This is a genomic window from Klebsiella sp. CN_Kp100, from assembly GCF_040065315.1.
Classification (GTDB): domain Bacteria; phylum Pseudomonadota; class Gammaproteobacteria; order Enterobacterales; family Enterobacteriaceae; genus Klebsiella; species Klebsiella oxytoca.
Genome location: NZ_JBEAIJ010000044.1, coordinates 121,423 through 137,962, shown reverse-complemented (window position 1 = coordinate 137,962; position 16,540 = coordinate 121,423). Strand labels below are relative to the sequence as shown.

Genomic DNA, 16,540 nt, shown 5'->3' with positions numbered 1-16,540 from the left:
GTGGTTTATACAAGGGGGAAACGAATAACACGGCACGCCGGGCGGCGCGCCGTGGGGGAAAGGTTAGTGGTTGTCGTCCTGCGGCATATGGCGATAAATATACACGCCGCTCAGTAGGGTGAATACCAGCGTCAGAGCGGTCAGGCCGAAGACCTTGAAGTTGACCCAGATATTCTGCGGCAGCCAGAAAGCGATGTAGATATTCGCCAGCCCGCAAAGGATGAAAAACACCGCCCAGGCCAGATTGAGACGTGACCACACCTGCTGCGGCAGCGTCAGCTCTTTACCCAGCATACGCTGGATCAATGGCTTCTTCATCACCCACTGGCTGAACAGCAGGGCGCTGGCGAACAGGACGTAGATAACCGTCACTTTCCACTTAATAAATTCGTCGTTGTGGAAAAAGATGGTTAAGCCGCCGAATACGGCGACCAGCACGAAGGTAATTAACGCCATTTTTTCGACTTTGCGATAGCGTACCCAGCTGTAAATCAGCACGATAGCGGTGGCGATAATCAGCGCGGTCGTCGCGGCGTAGATATCATAAAGCTTGTAGAATGCGAAGAAGACTACCAGCGGTAAAAAATCCAGAAACTGCTTCATACATCGATTCCGTCGTTCAGGTAGGGGCAGGTCGCGCCGCCCCGGGTTAAGTTAGTTACGAATGAGCATATACAAGCGGAATAAATAGATCAGCAACAATGCGGAGATCAGATTGCTGAGGGTATTTATTACCACCGCGCCAACGTTTGGCGTCAGGACCGCGAAGCTGGATGCAAACAGCAGAAGCAGCGTTTTCGCCAGCAGCCAGCCGATAATTGCCGGCGCCACCAGGCGTACGTTGGCCCAGGCCAGGCGCATACTGCTACGCATGGCGCTGAAAATACCAACTTTATCCTGTACCAGCATGATCGGCGCGAAAGAGAGCACAATGGCGAGCAGGACGCCCGGCACCACCACCAGCATCATCCCCATCTGCACAACAAACGTCGTCAGCAGGATCAGCAGCAGCAGCTTTGGCAGCACCGGCGCGGAAGCGCCGATCGCACGCAGGGCGCTGACTCTCTGGCCGGCGGAGACCATCTGGATCATCAGCAGAACGCCGCCGGCAAGAATGGCGTTGCCAACCAGCCCGGAGAAGGTCGAGGCTGCGGACGCGCGCAGCAGAATTTGCTGCTGCTCCGGCGTCATGCTCTGAACCAGTTCGAACAGCCCGCCGCTGCCCGCCAGGCTATCGCCCTGACTCAGAATCGACAGCTGCTCTTCACTGGGTGAAAAGGCATGGCCAAGTACTACCGTAATGAACGCGCATAACAGCGCAATCAGCAGGATAGTAACGAACTGATTGCGGAAAAAGTTCCCGGTGTCACGGTAGACGGACTTCGCCGTGATAGACATGCATTCTCCTTGAGTATTGCAGGTATTAACTAGCCGGCGATTGTACCGCAAATCGCGGCTGGGTAGCAGTCTCTGCTCCTGTGCGCTAAGTATATCTTTGTAAATAGAAGGGGAAATCGGTGATGACCTCTGTTGAGAAGCGACAAGGGAGAACTTGATACATCTCGTTTATCACTGATTGCATTGAGAAAGTGAAAATTAATCTGGATCAATAAATGTTAAATTTGCCCACTTAATGTGATCTATGTTGGATCAAACATAACTCATTATGGGTATATTCTTGCGCTGAATAACCATAATGAGGAAGTGGGTATGAAAAAGTTAGCAGCGGCGGTTGTTATTCTGGGCACGCTTTCCACCGGTAGCGTCTGGGCGCATGAAGCTGGGGAATTCTTTATCCGTGCGGGTTCGGCTACGGTCAGACCATCAGAAGGCGCGGGCGGAACGTTAGGCAGTCTGGGGGGCTTTAACGTTAGCAATAATACTCAACTGGGCCTGACGTTCACCTATATGGCGACGGACAACATCGGCGTAGAGCTGCTGGCCGCCACGCCGTTCCGCCACAAAGTCGGAACGGCGGCAACCGGCAATATTGCGACCGTTCATCATTTACCACCGACGCTAATGGCACAGTGGTACTTTGGCGACGCCAGCAGCAAGCTGCGTCCGTATATTGGCGCAGGTATCAACTACACGACTTTCTTTGACGAAAGCGTGAACGATACGGGTAAAAAGACGGGCATTTCTGACCTGAGCCTGAAAGACTCCTGGGGAGCCGCGGGGCAGGTGGGGATGGACTATCTGATTAACCGCGACTGGCTGATTAACATGTCGGTGTGGTACATGGATATCGACACCACCGCCAACTATAAGCTGGCGGGCGCGCAGCAGCACGACAGTATTCGTCTGGATCCTTGGGTGTTTATGTTCTCCGCGGGATACCGGTTCTAAACTCTTGCTCAAAGCTGGTCGTCATGACCAGCTTTATTGCACGTCCCGACGCGAAGTCCGCTGCCGCGATTGCCGATGCGTCATTTGCCGCAATCAATCCGCGGAACGTCCGCGTCAACCGCTACTCATTACCCCATTTATTCAGGAATACCGCTATATCATCGATCCGCTGTTCATCAATCCCCGCCTGTATGGCCATCTCTCCCTGCGCCTCCTCGCTGATTTCCTCGTTATTCATCAGCCGCGTAATCAGCAGTTGAAAATAGCGCGCCAGGGGCTCACGTTCTGACTCGCTGACGGGCTCGGCGGACTCCGTCGAATACTCATCCGCAATGTCGTAATATTTCAGTGGTACTTCTTCGTGCATAAATCGCTCCCGGGATAGAGGTTGTGCCTGCGTTTACTGCATTGAATACTATCATTCCTGTAGGGCTTTATCTCGGGAGCGCGCTGAAAAAAGACTGTATAGCCGGCACCGGGCCTGGCCGGCCTGTGACGGCAGGCGTAGCGGTATTGACGATCTCTTATTAGTGGCTACAGGTTTTGCAAAGATCCCTCAGATAAGTGGATAGCTAAGAAATAAATTGTTTTCTTTTATTCAATACATGCATGAATTTATTAAGATCCTGAATGCCTTTTATTTTAAAATCATGCATAACGTTTTTTTTATGCGAGTACACGGTTTTATAGTTGACTTTTAACTCACGGGCTATTTGCATTTGGTTCAATCCAAGACTGAGAGCATGTATTACTTTTGACTGCGCATGGGTTATTGATCTACATGGGCAGTTGATACAAAGATTTACCTTTGGTGCAATATCTTCATATCCTCTTAATAAAAATAAATTTATATGAATGTATATTTTCCCCGTAATCACAGGAATTGAATCGGATTTGTATAAAAATAAACAATCTTTTGTGCAGTTAGGGATTTCACTTTTGGAAGATACGCTTTTTTTCTCTTGAAGAATAAATAGCAAGCTTTTTTCTTTTTTATATTTCAACTCATCATGGCACAAAAAGATCTCTCCAGGTTCCATTTCGGTGAATATGATATGTGCTTGTGCAATGTTGCTTTGAGTGTACTTATCTTCAAAGATAACGTTTTCGTCTGTGGTGATGGAGTCCATAACCATTTGTTTTATAGCGTGTTTTGAGTAGACGTTTTTGGTATTGATCAAAATATTAAGCATACATAGATTCACATAGTTATTAATATATGCACTCTGATTTAAAAGAATGCCGGTAAAAATATAGCTGTTAAAAAAGTGAGCTTAATAGTCGCGATCTGCTTTTAAAGTTTAAAATAAGATATTGTAGGTCTGCAAAAAAAGCAACATTTGTCTGCAAAATGAGATTTGAGATATTTTTTATAAGAAAAATCTTATTTTTCATATAGCTGGGGTTTACAGGCTCCATTTTTGTGAATGTGCTCCGCGATAAATTTTTATTATGCACAAAAAGCTTAGTGTCAATACTTAATTACTGGTAAAATACCAACGGGCTAAAATTTGATATGGATGTCATTTACCGCAATGAAAGAAAATGTTTTTAATGAAATAGTTGAATGGATTGAGTCTCGCCTGACAATAAATCCATCGGTCGAAGATATCGCCCGTGGCGTGGGATATTCGCGGCGTTCAGTTTATAATATATTCCATGAATATGCCGGACTGCCTGTCGGCAAGTATATCAGAATGCGCCGCATGACGCTTGCTGCCGGTAAACTCAGGCTGACTCACCAACCTATTTCATCTATAGCCTGCTCACTGCATTTTGACTCTCATCAAACCTTTTCCCGCGAGTTTAAAAAAGCCTTTGGTCGCTGCCCCAGCCAGTATCGACATTCAGCATACTGGGATATGTCGGCGCTCTATCAGAAGGTGGGGCCGCAGGGCGACAGACTGCCTGTACCCTGGCTTTGTTTTCTCGAAGAGCAAACCTTTTCTGGATACGGCTTCACCTATACGCTCTCCCTGGCCGAGGGTATCTGCGCCAGGAAAAATGTCACCAGGCGGAAAATCGCGGCGGAAATGCCGGGCGGCGAGCGAGACATCTATATCCTCTCTGAATTCTCACCTGCCGCCGATAATCTCTATAAAGTGACCATCGGCAGTTTTATTGGTGCACCAGTAAGCTCACGGGAACGCCCTTTCCGCGAGATAAGGGTCGCTAAGCGGGGTTTATACCTGGGCATGGAATTTAGCGGTAGCTGGGAGGATTATGTTTTACTGTCAAATAATGTTTATATGAAACATCTTCCTGAGCTCGGGCTGTATCGCCGCGAGGGCTACGATATCGAACGTTTCGTTCAGCCGCAAAACGTGACGTCAGGAAACGATCGGCCTTATTACACCATCCAGTATTTTGTCCCGGTGGCCTATCTTTAGCGATTGGCTCACGCTCTCTGCCGCCACTAGTGGTGCCCGCAAGGTATGACCCAGTCAGACCCTGCATTGACACGAGAGACCACAGCTATCCACATTCGTACAGAGTTGGAGGGTAGGCTGACAGCTTTCCTGGTAATAGGTGTTTCGGATCGCGGCTGGAGGCCGCGTCCGGCGCGCTATCGGGAGGGACATACTGGATGTCGGCCATAAAAAAAGCCCGCACAAGTGCGGGCAAAAATACTGGAAGCAATGTGAGCAATGTCGTACCGAATACCTGAGTTGTTTACTCAACTATTCGGTAATGAGAAAGATAATATTTCTCATTTAAGATATCAACCCCAATTTTTGTGCGGCAGCGATCTTTTTACATTGAGGTGTTCATCGGGCATTTACAGGCTGCTATCCCCCTTGAAGCCGTCCCGTTCATAAAAGGATGTCTCTCGGGCGCAAAAACGGCCGATAGCTATGATGTTGGCCGGATGGCCGCAAGAAGAGGTGATGGCGCGGTTTCGTCTGACGCGTAAATACGCCGACAGCTTACCGCTGAAATAACCGCCCGGCCCAGGGCCGGACGGAAAGCATCATCAGGCGGCTTTAGTGGCGGCTTTCAGACTGCGGGCGAAGGTCTTTAATTCTGCCAGCATGGCCTGCGGGTCGTTCACGTTGCGCTCGATAATTTTGACGATGGCAGAGCCGGAAATCGCCCCGGCCGCGCCTGCGTCAATCGCGGCGGTAACCTGCTCCGGCGCCGAGATGCCAAATCCTTGCAGCGGCGGGGCGGCGTTGTACTCGGCCAGCTTTTCAATCAGATGATGCAGCGGCAGCGCGGCGCGGTTTTCCGCACCGGTTACGCCCGCCCGCGACAGCAGGTAGGTATAGCCGCGCCCGTAAGAGGCGATCTGGCGCAGCAGGTCGTCATCGGCATTCGGCGGGCAGATGAAAATCGGCGCGATGTTGTGGCGCAGCGCGGCCTGGCGGAACGGCGCGGACTCTTCAACCGGCACATCGGCCACCAGCACTGAATCGACGCCAGCGCGTTCGCACGCGGCGTAGAATTCATCGATACCGGGGCTGAACACCAGGTTGGCGTACATCAGCAGCCCGACTGGAATCGTCGGGTGCTTCTGGCGAATCGCCGTCAGCATCTCGAAGCATTGCGCGGGCGTCACCCCGGCGGCAAAAGCGCGCAGGGTGGCGTCCTGGATCGTCGGGCCATCCGCCAGCGGGTCGGAGAAAGGAATGCCCAGCTCCAGCGCGTCGGCACCGGCTTCAATCAGCGTATCGATAATTTTCAGCGACAGCTCAGGATTAGGGTCGCCGAGGGTGACGAAGGGAACAAACGCGCCTTCCCGGCGAGCTTTCAGTTGTGCAAACAGTGTCTCATAACGTTCCATCAGATTTCCCCTCGCGCTTTTAAAATATCGTGTACGGTGAAGATGTCTTTATCGCCGCGGCCGGAGAGGTTAACCACCAGCAGCTGCTCTTTTTCCGGGTTTTCGCGCATCATTTTAAGCGCGTGCGCCAGGGCATGGGAGGATTCCAGCGCCGGAATAATCCCTTCATGGCGGGAGAGCGCTTTAAAAGCATCCAGCGCTTCATCATCGGTAATCGACACGTAATCGGCGCGACCAATGCTGTTTAAATAAGCATGCTGCGGGCCAACGGACGGGAAATCCAGACCGGCGGAGAGGGAGTAGGACTCCTCAATCTGCCCCTCATCGGTCTGCATCATCGGCGATTTCATACCGAAGTAGATGCCCACGCGGCCGTGCTTAAGCGGCGCCCCGTGTTCGCCGGTTTCGATCCCATGTCCGGCGGGCTCCACGCCAATCAGGCCAACGGCGGTGTCGTCGATAAAGTCAGCGAACATGCCGATAGCGTTGGAGCCGCCGCCAACGCAGGCGATAACCGCATCCGGCAGGCGTCCTTCTTTCTCCAGGATCTGCGCTTTAGTCTCTTCGCCAATCATCCGCTGGAATTCACGCACGATGGTCGGGAACGGATGCGGGCCAGCGGCGGTGCCGAGCATGTAGTGGGCTTTTTCATAGCTGCCTGACCAGTCGCGCAAAGCCTCGTTACAGGCATCTTTCAGGGTGGATGAGCCGCTATGTACCGGGATCACTTCCGCACCCATCAGGCGCATGCGGAAGACGTTCGGCGACTGGCGTTCGATATCTTTGGCGCCCATATAGATGCGGCACTTCAGGCCGAGCAGGGCGCTGGCAAGGGCTGAGGCAACGCCGTGCTGACCGGCGCCGGTTTCGGCGATAATTTCCGTTTTGCCCATGCGTTTTGCCAGCAGCGCCTGGCCGAGCACCTGGTTAGTTTTGTGTGCGCCGCCGTGCAGCAGATCTTCCCGCTTCAGATACAGGGTCGTGCGCGTACCTTCGGTGAGGTTACGGCATTGGGTCAGCGCCGTCGGGCGACCGGCGTAGTTTTTAAGCAGGTCGCTAAATTCGGCCTGGAATGCCGGGTCTTTCTGCGCGCTGACGAAGGCTTCTTCCAGCTGGCGCAGGGCAGGCATCAGGATCTGCGGAACGTACATCCCGCCGAATTCGCCGAAATAGGGATTCAGTAAAGTACTCATTGTTGCTCCTTAATATGCGCGCAGCGTTTGAAACACCGAGGCCAGCTTGCTGGCATCTTTAATACCCGGCTGTGACTCTACGCCTGAATTAAAATCGAGTCCGGCACAGCCGCTTTTCGCGGCTTCCACACAGTTATCGGCGCCGAGGCCGCCAGCCAACAGAACGTTACGCAGATCCTGGCCTTGCAGCAGAGACCAGTCGAAACGCTGGCCGGTGCCGCCCTGACCATTGTCGAGAACGTATTTGTCGACATGATTCAGATTGCGCGGCGGTAGCGTTTCGCCAACGCTGAGGGCTTTCCAGATTTGTACCTTGCCCGGTAATTCGGCGCGCAGGGCGTCGATATAGGCCTGGTCTTCGCTACCGTGGAGTTGCACAGCGGCTAAGCTCAGATTTTTCGCGCGGGTAATCACTTCCGCCACCGGCGAATTGCGGAACACGCCGACATAGCTCAGAGGCGCGCTGGCAATTACCGCTTGCGCCTGAGCCTCGTTCACCGCTCGCGGCGACGTCGGAACGAAAATCAATCCGCCATAGATCGCGCCGGATTCATATGCCACCTGGGCATCCTGGGGGCGGGTCAGGCCGCAGACCTTATTCTCACCGAGCAGCACGCGTTTTACGGCGGCGTTCAGATCGTCATGCTCCATCAGGGCAGAACCAATCAGGAAGCCGTTGGCAAAGTGGCTTAATTCGCGCACTTCAGCATAAGTATGGATGCCGGACTCGCTGATGACCGTGACGCCATGACCGAGGCGGGGTGCCAGGGTGCGGGTGCGGTTGAGGTCAATCGACATATCGCGCAGATCGCGATTGTTGATGCCGACCACTTTAGCCTTCAGCGCAATTGCGCGCCCCAGTTCCTCTTCATTGCTCACTTCGGTCAACACGCCCATGTTCAGGCTATGCGCGACGGCGGAGAGCTGACGATACTGCTCATCGTCCAGCACCGAAAGCATCAGCAGACAGGCATCAGCCTGGTAGTAGCGCGCCAGGTAGATTTGATAAGGATCGATAGTAAAGTCCTTACACAGAATCGGCTGCGGCGCGACCTTGCTGACCATCGGCAGAAAATCGAAGCTGCCCTGGAAATACTTCTCATCGCAAAGCACTGAGATAGCCGAGGCATAGTGCTTGTAGACGCCGGCGATGGCCGCTGGGTCAAAATCTTCGCGAATCAGGCCTTTCGATGGCGAGGCCTTTTTGCACTCAAGAATAAATGCGGTGCGGGTGCCGGCGAGGGCATCGTAAAAATTGCGCTGCGTCGGTACCACTTCATTTTGAAAACTGGCTAACGGTTGTTGTTGTTTGCGGGCTTCTACCCAAATCGCTTTGTCGGCCACGATTTTTGCTAAAACGGTCTGCATTATTTACCCTCTTGCCGCTAATGCGGTCACTCTGTCATAGGCCGCTCCGCTGTGCAGCACATCGATGACTTGCTGCGCGTTGGCCTTCAGGTCTTCGTGTCCATGTAAACGCATCAACATGGCGACGTTGGCGGCAACGGCGGCTTCGTGAGCGGCTTCACCTTTACCTTGTAGTAAGCGCGTAAGAATGTCACGGTTTTCTTCCGGCGTGCCGCCTGCCAGCTGCTCCTGATGATACGGCGTCAGGCCGAAGTCGGCGGCGGTCAACTGGTAGCTCTTGATCTCACCGTTGCTAAGCTCCGCGACCACCGTCGGCGCGTGCAGCGATACTTCATCCATACCGCCGCTATGTACCACGGCGGCTCGCTGGTAGCCCAGCACGCGCAGGGTTTCCGCAATCGGCAGCACCAGTTCCGGACTGTAGACGCCAATCAGCGCCAGCGGCGGATGCGCCGGGTTGATCAGCGGCCCGAGCACGTTGAACAGGGTACGGGTTTTGAGCTGCTGGCGTACCGGCATCGCGTGACGGAAACCGGTGTGGTATTTCGGCGCAAACAGGAAGCAAACGCCCAGTTCATCCAGCGCCTGGCGAGATTTATCGGCATTCATATCGAGATTAATACCGAATGCTGCCAGCAGGTCGGAAGAACCGGACTTGCTCGACACGCTGCGGTTGCCGTGTTTGGCGACCTTCAGGCCGCAGGCGGCAGCCACAAACGCGCTGGCGGTTGAAATATTGATACTATTGCTGCCGTCGCCGCCGGTACCGACGATATCGGCAAACGGATAATCCGGACGCGGGAACGGCGCGGCGTTTTCCAGCAGCGCGGTAGCGGCGCCGGCGATCTCCTGCGGATGCTCGCCGCGTACCTTCATGCTGACCAGCGCGGCGGCCAGCTGCTCAGGCTTCACTTCGCCGCGCACCACTGCGGAAAACAGCTGGTGGCTCTCCTGCTGGCTCAGGGTTTCTGCCTGATACAGTTTTTCCAGAATCGGCTGGAGGGTATTCGTCTGTTCCAGCTTCTGCAGCGCCCAGGCCAGAGTCTGTTCCAGCAGACGCGCCCCCTGGGTGGTCAGAATCGATTCAGGATGGAACTGGAAGCCGCAGACGCGATCCGCGTCGTGACGCACCGCCATGACCATGCCGTTAAAGTGGGCGTTGATCGTTAGTCCGGCCGGGATATTGCTGCCCACCAGCGAGTGGTAGCGGGCGACCGGCAGAGGATTACTCAGACCGGCAAACATCGCCTGGCCGTCGTGTTCAATGCTTGAAGCCTTGCCGTGAAGGATTTCACCGGCCTGGCCGACGTAGCCGCCGTAGGCTTCAACAATCGCCTGGTGACCGAGGCAGATGCCGATAATCGGCAGCTTACCGCGCATGCGGGTCAGCAGCTCCGGCATACAGCCCGCTTCGCTCGGGGTCCCCGGGCCCGGGGAGAGCATCAGTACTGGATTGTCCATGGTGCCGATGCGCTCAATCAGCGCCTGCGCCGGGACGGAATTGCGATAAATCACCACGTTATGGCCGTTCGAACGCAGCTGGTCTGCCAGGTTATAGGTGAAAGAATCGATATTATCGAGCAGCAGAATGTCGGCCATTAGAAAATCTCCTTCGCGTGGTGGGCCTGGGCGATAGCGCGCAGCACCGCGCGAGCTTTATTGCGGGTTTCATCCGCTTCTGACTGGGGAACGGAGTCGAGCACGATACCGGCACCGGCCTGCACCGTGGCAACGCCATCCTGCACATAGGCAGAACGAATGACGATGCAGGTATCGAGGTCGCCATGGGCGGTGAAGTAGCCCACCGCGCCGCCGTAGCTGCCCCGGCGCTTGCCTTCGGCAGCGGCAATGAGCTGCATGGCGCGCACTTTCGGCGCTCCGCTGAGGGTGCCCATATTCATACAGGCGCGATAAGCATGCAGAACGTCGAGATCGCTGCGCAGCTCGCCAACCACGCGGGAGACAAGGTGCATCACGAAGGAGTAACGGTCGACTTTGGTTAAGTCGGCAACATAGCGGCTTCCCGGCGTACAGATGCGCGCGAGGTCGTTACGCGCAAGGTCAACCAGCATCAGATGTTCGGAGAGCTCTTTATGGTCGGTGCGCATCTCCAGCTCAATACGGCTGTCGAGATCGCGATCCAGCGAACCATCGGCGCGGCGGCCGCGCGGACGGGTACCGGCAATCGGGTAGATCTCAATCTGACGATTGCTGGCATCGTACTTGAGCGAGCTTTCCGGCGAAGCGCCGAACAGGGTGAAGTCGTTGTCCTGCATAAAGAACATGTACGGACTGGGGTTGCTCTTTTTCAGCACATCATAAGCGGCCAGCGGCGACGGGCAGGGCAGCGAGAAACGGCGCGAAGGTACCACCTGGAAAATCTCGCCAGCGCGGATGGCGCGCTGCATTTTACGCACCACGGCGCCGTACTCTTCGTCGCTCTGGTCGCAATCGCAGCGCATCTCGGCTACCGTCGTCACCGGCAGCGGCGCCGGCGGCTCGTTCAGCTGTTGACGAAGCTGAGCGATGCGCTGCAGCAGACGCTGCTTTTCGCTTTCCAGCGGGGTGAACAGGCTCGCCTGAATGCGTGTGTTTTTAGTCTGATGGTCGATAACCAGCAGCGTTTCCGCCAGGTAGAAGCAGTAATCCGGGCAGGCAGTGTCGCTTTCCAGCGGCGGTAGGTTTTCAAAGCCGGCGACGAGGTCATAGGCGAACAGACCGCCGAAGAACATGGCTTCGCGTTCGTCCTGCGGTACGGTAATCAGTTCCTGCAGCAGGCGAAAGGCGTCGAATACCGACAGTGAACACAGACGGGCATCTTCATCTAACAGCGCGCTGACCGGCGGGAAAGTTAATACCCGACCGTTTGGCTGACGCTGGTTATTAATGCCTGAAGGCAGAGCGCTGTCCAACAGCTCCAGCAGCGCCGTGCCGTTGGCGGAAAGTGCGTGAATAGTGACAGTGTCACCTAGTGCGGTAATACGCAGCGCGCTATCCACCAGCAGCAGGCTTTTCAAATCATCCTTACTGTCGATATCCGCGGATTCCAGCAGCAGGGTGGCGGGACGCGCGCCGCATAGCTGGTGGAATAGCGCCGTCGGGTTTTCCCGATAGATGGCGTCGCTGGTGAGAAGCTCGAGTGCCGGTTTTGATGTTTGCATTGTTTGTTGTCGCCTGTTCGCTGTAATAATTTGTCCAATAAAAAGCCCGCTCATTGGCGGGCCGGGTATCTGTATGCTGAGTGCAAAACGCGATCACGCCGCCCGATAACAGGAGGTGCGCCACCAGCCGTGCAGAGTGATGAGTTGCGTTTTCATTGATGATACCCCTTCATGTGAACTTGCGTACTAGTTAACTAGTCCGAGAGATTAAAGTCAACCCCCGTTTGCAGATTTTCTCTATCAGTCGGTATGATGATGCGCTTATTACTATCCTTAATCCCTTAAGCTGCAGAACATCAGTCAATCTGCTTGTGACTTAAAGTATGACGGGTACAGGTTCATGTCCAGCAGGAGTCATCTTGAGCAACACCAACTACGCAGTAATTTACGACCTGCACAGCCATACCATCGCCTCTGACGGGCGACTGACTCCAGAAGAACTTGTCCATCGCGCGCATCAGATGCGCGTCGGCACCCTGGCGATAACCGATCACGATACCGTGGCGGCGATCCCCGCGGCCCGGGCGGAGATTGAACGCGCCGGTTTACCGTTGACGCTGATATCCGGAGTGGAAATCTCCACGCTGTGGGAAAACCATGAAATCCATATTGTCGGGCTGAATATTGATATCGCCCATCCGGCGATGACCGCGCTGCTCGATGAGCAGAAAGCGCGCCGCCAGATGCGGGGACAGCAGATTGCAGAGCGGCTGGAAAAAGCGCGGATCCCTGGTGCCTGGGAAGGGGCGCTGAAGCTGGCTGACGGCGGCGCGGTAACCCGCGGCCACTTCGCCCGCTTTCTGGTGGAGGCCGGCTATGCCAACAATATGGCTGACGTTTTTAAGAAGTATCTGGCGCGCGGGAAAACCGGTTACGTTCCGCCTCAGTGGTGTACAATAAAACAAGCGATTGATGTCATTCATCATTCCGGCGGTAAAGCGGTCATTGCCCATCCAGGACGCTACGACCTCTCTGCCAAGTGGCTGAAACGACTGTTGGCCCACTTTAGCGAGCAGGGAGGCGATGCGATGGAAGTCGCCCAGTGTCAGCAGGCGCCGCACGAGCGGGCTCAGCTTGCCGCTTACGCCGTGCAGTATGGCCTTCATGCCTCGCAGGGGTCTGATTTTCATCAGCCCTGTCCGTGGATCGAGCTGGGCCGCAAACTTTGGCTACCCGCTGGCGTAGAAGGGATCTGGCGCAGTTGGGAAGTGGCCGTAGAACAAAATTGAGAGGGAAGTATGAGCCAGTTTTTTTATATCCATCCGGAAAACCCACAGGCGCGGTTGATTAACCAGGCGGTGGACATCGTGCGTAAAGGCGGGGTTATCGTCTATCCGACCGACTCCGGCTACGCCTTAGGCTGCAAAATTGAAGATAAAGGCGCGATGGAGCGGATTTGCCGAATTCGTAATCTGCCAAACGGCCACAACTTTACCCTGATGTGCCGCGATCTGTCCGAGCTGTCGACCTATTCATTCGTCGATAACGTCGCCTTCCGTCTGATTAAAAAATAATACGCCGGGTAATTACACCTTTATCCTTAAAGGCACCAAAGAAGTCCCGCGCCGTCTGCTGCAGGATAAGCGTAAAACCATCGGTATGCGCGTACCGTCAAATCCGATTGCCCAGATGCTGCTGGAAACGCTCGGCGAGCCGATGCTTTCCACCTCGTTGATGCTGCCGGGCAGTGATTTTACCGAATCCGACCCGGAAGAGATCAAGGATCGTCTGGAGAAGCAGGTAGACCTGATTATTCACGGCGGCTATCTGGGACAACAGCCGACCACGGTTATCGATCTTACTGAAGACGTACCGGTGGTGGTGCGTGAAGGCGTGGGTGACGTGACGCCGTTCCTGTAATGGCCCTGTTTCCAGGGAAGGAAGGGGATACAGCGAACACCATTTTGCCGTTTGCTTTATACTGACATTCAGCGCTGCCTGATGTTTTATCCACTTTAAAAGAAGCTATGATGCCGCCTGGCATCTGTCTGCTTGCCATGCGCCTGCACCGAGGCGCGTGGTAAGTTGTGCTATGTGCGTAATGCAAAGAAGCATTCATCCTCAAGTTCGTGTACCATGTTCGGCCACGCGAGAGGCGTGTCTCTGTTATGTCTGCTGCGGTGACATAAAAAAACGACACGAGCCGATGCATCATTTATTTACAGAACAGGGTGTTAGGTTGAATTCTATCCGACTCCCTGTTTTTCGAAGTATACCAGACGCCTGGGAAGGCGACACCTTAAGGAAGCTCAATGAGCGAGAAATTACAAAAAGTGCTGGCCCGCGCTGGCCACGGCTCCCGCCGTGAAATCGAAGCCAAAATCGAAGCTGGCCGCGTCAGCGTCGATGGCAAAATCGCCACCCTTGGCGATCGCGTTGAAATTGTCCCGGGTTTAAAAATTCGCATCGACGGTCACCTGATTTCGGTGAAAGAGTCTGCGGAACAGATTTGTCGCGTGCTGGCTTACTATAAGCCGGAAGGCGAACTCTGTACCCGTAATGACCCGGAAGGACGTCCGACGGTGTTCGATCGCCTGCCAAAGCTGCGCGGCGCGCGTTGGATTGCCGTCGGCCGACTGGACGTTAATACCTGCGGTCTGCTGCTGTTTACCACCGACGGTGAGCTGGCGAATCGCCTGATGCACCCGAGCCGCGAAGTGGAACGTGAGTACGCGGTGCGCGTGTTCGGGCAGATCGATGATGACAAGCTGCGCCAGCTGGCTCGCGGCGTGCAGCTTGAAGACGGCCCGGCGGCGTTTAAAACTATCAAGTTCACCGGCGGCGAGGGGATCAACCAGTGGTACAACGTCACCCTTACGGAAGGCCGTAATCGCGAAGTTCGCCGCCTGTGGGAAGCCGTTGGTGTGCAGGTCAGCCGCCTGATCCGCGTGCGCTATGGCGATATTCTGCTGCCGAAAGGCCTGCCGCGCGGCGGCTATACCGAGCTGGACCTGGCGCAGACCAACTACCTGCGCGAGCTGGTCGAACTTGCGCCGGAAACCAGCTCTAAGGTTGCGGTTGAAAAAGACCGTCGCCGTATGAAAGCGAACCAGATTCGCCGTGCGGTTAAGCGCCACAGTCAGATGGGCAATAATAATAACAACCGTCGCTCCAGCAGCCGTAATAACGGTAACGGTTAATAATTTCAGTTCCGGCGGTTACCGCCGGAATTCTTCCTCCTGTGACTCCTTTCACACTTCTGCATAAAGACAAAAAACAGGAAATCCCCGGACAAATAACGCAAAGCGGTGCGCCAGGCAACGCCATATACTGAGGCCACTGATTACAAAAACAGGTAGCCTAAAATGGATACAGCAGGAAAACTATCGGCAAGCTATGTGGTTATCGGCGTTAAAGAAAAAATAGGTTATGGCTTTGGTGATTTTGCCTCTAATTTATCGTTCGGTTTTGTTTCTCTGTTCTTACTCTTTTTCTATACCAACATTTACGGCATTAGCGCCGTACAGGCGAGCCTGATTTTTGTTATTGCGCGCGTGGTTGATGCCGCTTTTAATATTCTGATTGGCTTTGCCATCGATAAAACCCACAGCCGTTACGGTAAACTACGCCCGTGGTTGTTATATGGCTCAATTCCGCTCGGCTTTTTAACGGTGCTCTGCTTTGTGCCATTCGGCGGTGAGGCAAAATTCTATTTTGCGCTGATCTCCTATACCATTTATTGCCTGGCGTATACGGCGGTGAATACGCCTTATTCGGCGCTGACTAATCGTCTGACCCAGCATGAAGCCTCCCGCTCATCGCTATCGGTATACCGGTTTGTGCTGGCGATTGTTGGCTATCTGATTGTTTCCACTACTGCCGATATGCTGATTTCCCCGTTTAGTGATAAGCAACTGGGCTACGTCTTTGCGGTCTCTTGCTTTGCGCTGCTGGCGACCTTTTTGTTCCTTGCCTGTTTCGGAATGACCAAAGAGCGCGTTGGCGAGGAAGAGGAAACTCCCGCGCCGACGCTGCGGGAAATGTTGAAGGCGGTGGCAGGCAATGCGCCGCTTATTAACCTCTCGATGTTTACCGTCTTTTTTTATATTGCCTATACCGTGTGGATGGCGATTGCTATTTACTTCATTAAATACATTATTGGCAGCGAAGGTTTTACGTCGACCTTCTTTATGATTCAGTCCGCAGCGTATATTGTCGGCACCGTTATTTCGGAAAAAATCATTGCGCTGATAGGTAAAAAGAAAATGACTCTGGTGGCGCTGTTGATCGGCATTGTCGGCGTACTTATGCAATATTTTATCGCTGGCGACAATATCTGGCTGATTATGACTGGGGTATGCTTGTACAGCATTACGCTGGGGATGGGCTTTGTTTCCATGTGGTCAATGATTGCCGATACCGTGGAATATGCCGAGTGGCACCATGGGGTGCGTACCGAAGGCGCCATCTACGGCTTCTTTAATTTTATCACCAAAATAGCAATGGCTATCGGCGGCGGCTGTGCGGGATGGATGCTGGACTATTATCACTATGACGCGGGTAACATTACTGCCAGCGCAATTAACGGTATTAACGTACTGATGACGCTATTCCCCGGCGCGATGTTTGCTCTCAGCGCCATATTTGTCGCGTGCTATTCGCTGGATGAAAAAACCTATCGCGATATTGTGCAAAAAATCAGCCTGCGTAAACAGAACGCGCTTTAACCTCAGGGAGCCAGAGAG

Annotated in this window: 14 protein-coding genes, 1 pseudogene and 1 other annotated feature; of the genes and pseudogenes, 6 read left to right on the top strand and 9 right to left on the bottom strand. The window is 54.1% G+C overall.

The window, feature by feature from the left end:
- Positions 1 to 63: 63 nt before the first annotated feature.
- Complete coding sequence (locus ABLV12_RS20305; protein ID WP_004101360.1) at positions 64 to 603, bottom strand: septation protein A; 540 nt, start codon at positions 601 to 603, stop codon at positions 64 to 66.
- 51 nt (positions 604 to 654) lie between these two features.
- Positions 655 to 1,398, bottom strand: coding sequence for a YciC family protein (locus ABLV12_RS20300; protein ID WP_004101361.1), 744 nt, complete (start codon positions 1,396 to 1,398; stop codon positions 655 to 657).
- 312 nt (positions 1,399 to 1,710) lie between these two features.
- On the opposite strand from ABLV12_RS20300, the gene ompW reads away from it, so the two are divergent.
- Positions 1,711 to 2,349: an outer membrane protein OmpW gene (gene ompW, locus ABLV12_RS20295; protein ID WP_004101362.1), complete on the top strand. Its 639-nt coding sequence runs from the start codon at positions 1,711 to 1,713 to the stop codon at positions 2,347 to 2,349.
- A gap of 121 nt (positions 2,350 to 2,470) precedes the next feature.
- On the opposite strand, the gene ABLV12_RS20290 is transcribed toward ompW, so the two are convergent.
- Together ABLV12_RS20290 and ABLV12_RS20285 are read right to left on the bottom strand one after the other, a co-directional pair.
- On the bottom strand, positions 2,471 to 2,716 hold the full coding sequence (locus ABLV12_RS20290; RefSeq protein WP_004112403.1) for a YmjA family protein: 246 nt from the start codon (positions 2,714 to 2,716) through the stop codon (positions 2,471 to 2,473).
- 205 nt (positions 2,717 to 2,921) lie between these two features.
- Positions 2,922 to 3,542 (bottom strand): LuxR C-terminal-related transcriptional regulator, encoded by a 621-nt coding sequence (locus ABLV12_RS20285; protein WP_064398396.1) that lies wholly within the window; start codon positions 3,540 to 3,542, stop codon positions 2,922 to 2,924.
- A gap of 342 nt (positions 3,543 to 3,884) precedes the next feature.
- Between ABLV12_RS20285 and ABLV12_RS20280 the strand changes: the two genes are divergently transcribed.
- The gene (locus ABLV12_RS20280; protein WP_004101365.1) at positions 3,885 to 4,739 is read left to right on the top strand and encodes a helix-turn-helix domain-containing protein; all 855 of its coding nucleotides are present in this window, start codon (positions 3,885 to 3,887) and stop codon (positions 4,737 to 4,739) included.
- A 584-nt stretch (positions 4,740 to 5,323) separates the two neighbouring features.
- Here the strand turns inward: ABLV12_RS20280 and trpA are convergent.
- From trpA to ABLV12_RS20255, 5 genes are read right to left on the bottom strand one after another with little or no spacing between them, the layout of a single operon-like run.
- Positions 5,324 to 6,133 carry a tryptophan synthase subunit alpha gene (gene trpA, locus ABLV12_RS20275; protein ID WP_004101366.1) on the bottom strand — a complete coding sequence of 270 codons (810 nt, stop codon included), beginning with the start codon at positions 6,131 to 6,133 and terminating at the stop codon, positions 5,324 to 5,326.
- A complete protein-coding gene (trpB, locus tag ABLV12_RS20270; protein ID WP_004101367.1) occupies positions 6,133 to 7,326 on the bottom strand; it encodes a tryptophan synthase subunit beta in 1,194 nt (397 codons plus the stop codon). The genes trpA and trpB overlap by 1 nt, the downstream gene beginning before the upstream one ends.
- A gap of 9 nt (positions 7,327 to 7,335) precedes the next feature.
- The gene (gene trpCF, locus ABLV12_RS20265) at positions 7,336 to 8,694 is read right to left on the bottom strand and encodes a bifunctional indole-3-glycerol-phosphate synthase TrpC/phosphoribosylanthranilate isomerase TrpF (RefSeq protein ID WP_325905795.1); all 1,359 of its coding nucleotides are present in this window, start codon (positions 8,692 to 8,694) and stop codon (positions 7,336 to 7,338) included.
- A gap of 3 nt (positions 8,695 to 8,697) precedes the next feature.
- Positions 8,698 to 10,293, bottom strand: a complete 1,596-nt coding sequence (gene trpD, locus ABLV12_RS20260; RefSeq protein WP_004101369.1) for a bifunctional anthranilate synthase glutamate amidotransferase component TrpG/anthranilate phosphoribosyltransferase TrpD — start codon at positions 10,291 to 10,293, stop codon at positions 8,698 to 8,700.
- Positions 10,293 to 11,855, bottom strand: a complete 1,563-nt coding sequence (locus ABLV12_RS20255; RefSeq protein WP_024274052.1) for an anthranilate synthase component 1 — start codon at positions 11,853 to 11,855, stop codon at positions 10,293 to 10,295. Before ABLV12_RS20255 ends, trpD begins: the two co-directional genes overlap by 1 nt.
- Positions 11,856 to 11,891: 36 nt before the next feature.
- Positions 11,892 to 11,987: a sequence feature (Trp leader region), on the bottom strand.
- Between the two features lie 227 nt (positions 11,988 to 12,214).
- Here ABLV12_RS20255 and rnm point away from each other — a divergent pair.
- The 4 genes and pseudogenes from rnm (at position 12,215) to ABLV12_RS20235 (ending at position 16,522) form a co-directional block, all read left to right on the top strand.
- Positions 12,215 to 13,084: an RNase AM gene (gene rnm / locus ABLV12_RS20250; RefSeq protein WP_004112415.1), complete on the top strand. Its 870-nt coding sequence runs from the start codon at positions 12,215 to 12,217 to the stop codon at positions 13,082 to 13,084.
- A 9-nt stretch (positions 13,085 to 13,093) separates the two neighbouring features.
- Positions 13,094 to 13,715 (top strand): annotated as a pseudogene (locus ABLV12_RS20245) (L-threonylcarbamoyladenylate synthase).
- A 392-nt stretch (positions 13,716 to 14,107) separates the two neighbouring features.
- Positions 14,108 to 14,995 (top strand): 23S rRNA pseudouridine(2605) synthase RluB, encoded by an 888-nt coding sequence (rluB, locus tag ABLV12_RS20240; RefSeq protein ID WP_004101377.1) that lies wholly within the window; start codon positions 14,108 to 14,110, stop codon positions 14,993 to 14,995.
- 165 nt (positions 14,996 to 15,160) lie between these two features.
- Complete coding sequence (locus ABLV12_RS20235; RefSeq protein WP_004101378.1) at positions 15,161 to 16,522, top strand: MFS transporter; 1,362 nt, start codon at positions 15,161 to 15,163, stop codon at positions 16,520 to 16,522.
- Positions 16,523 to 16,540 lie beyond the last annotated feature (18 nt).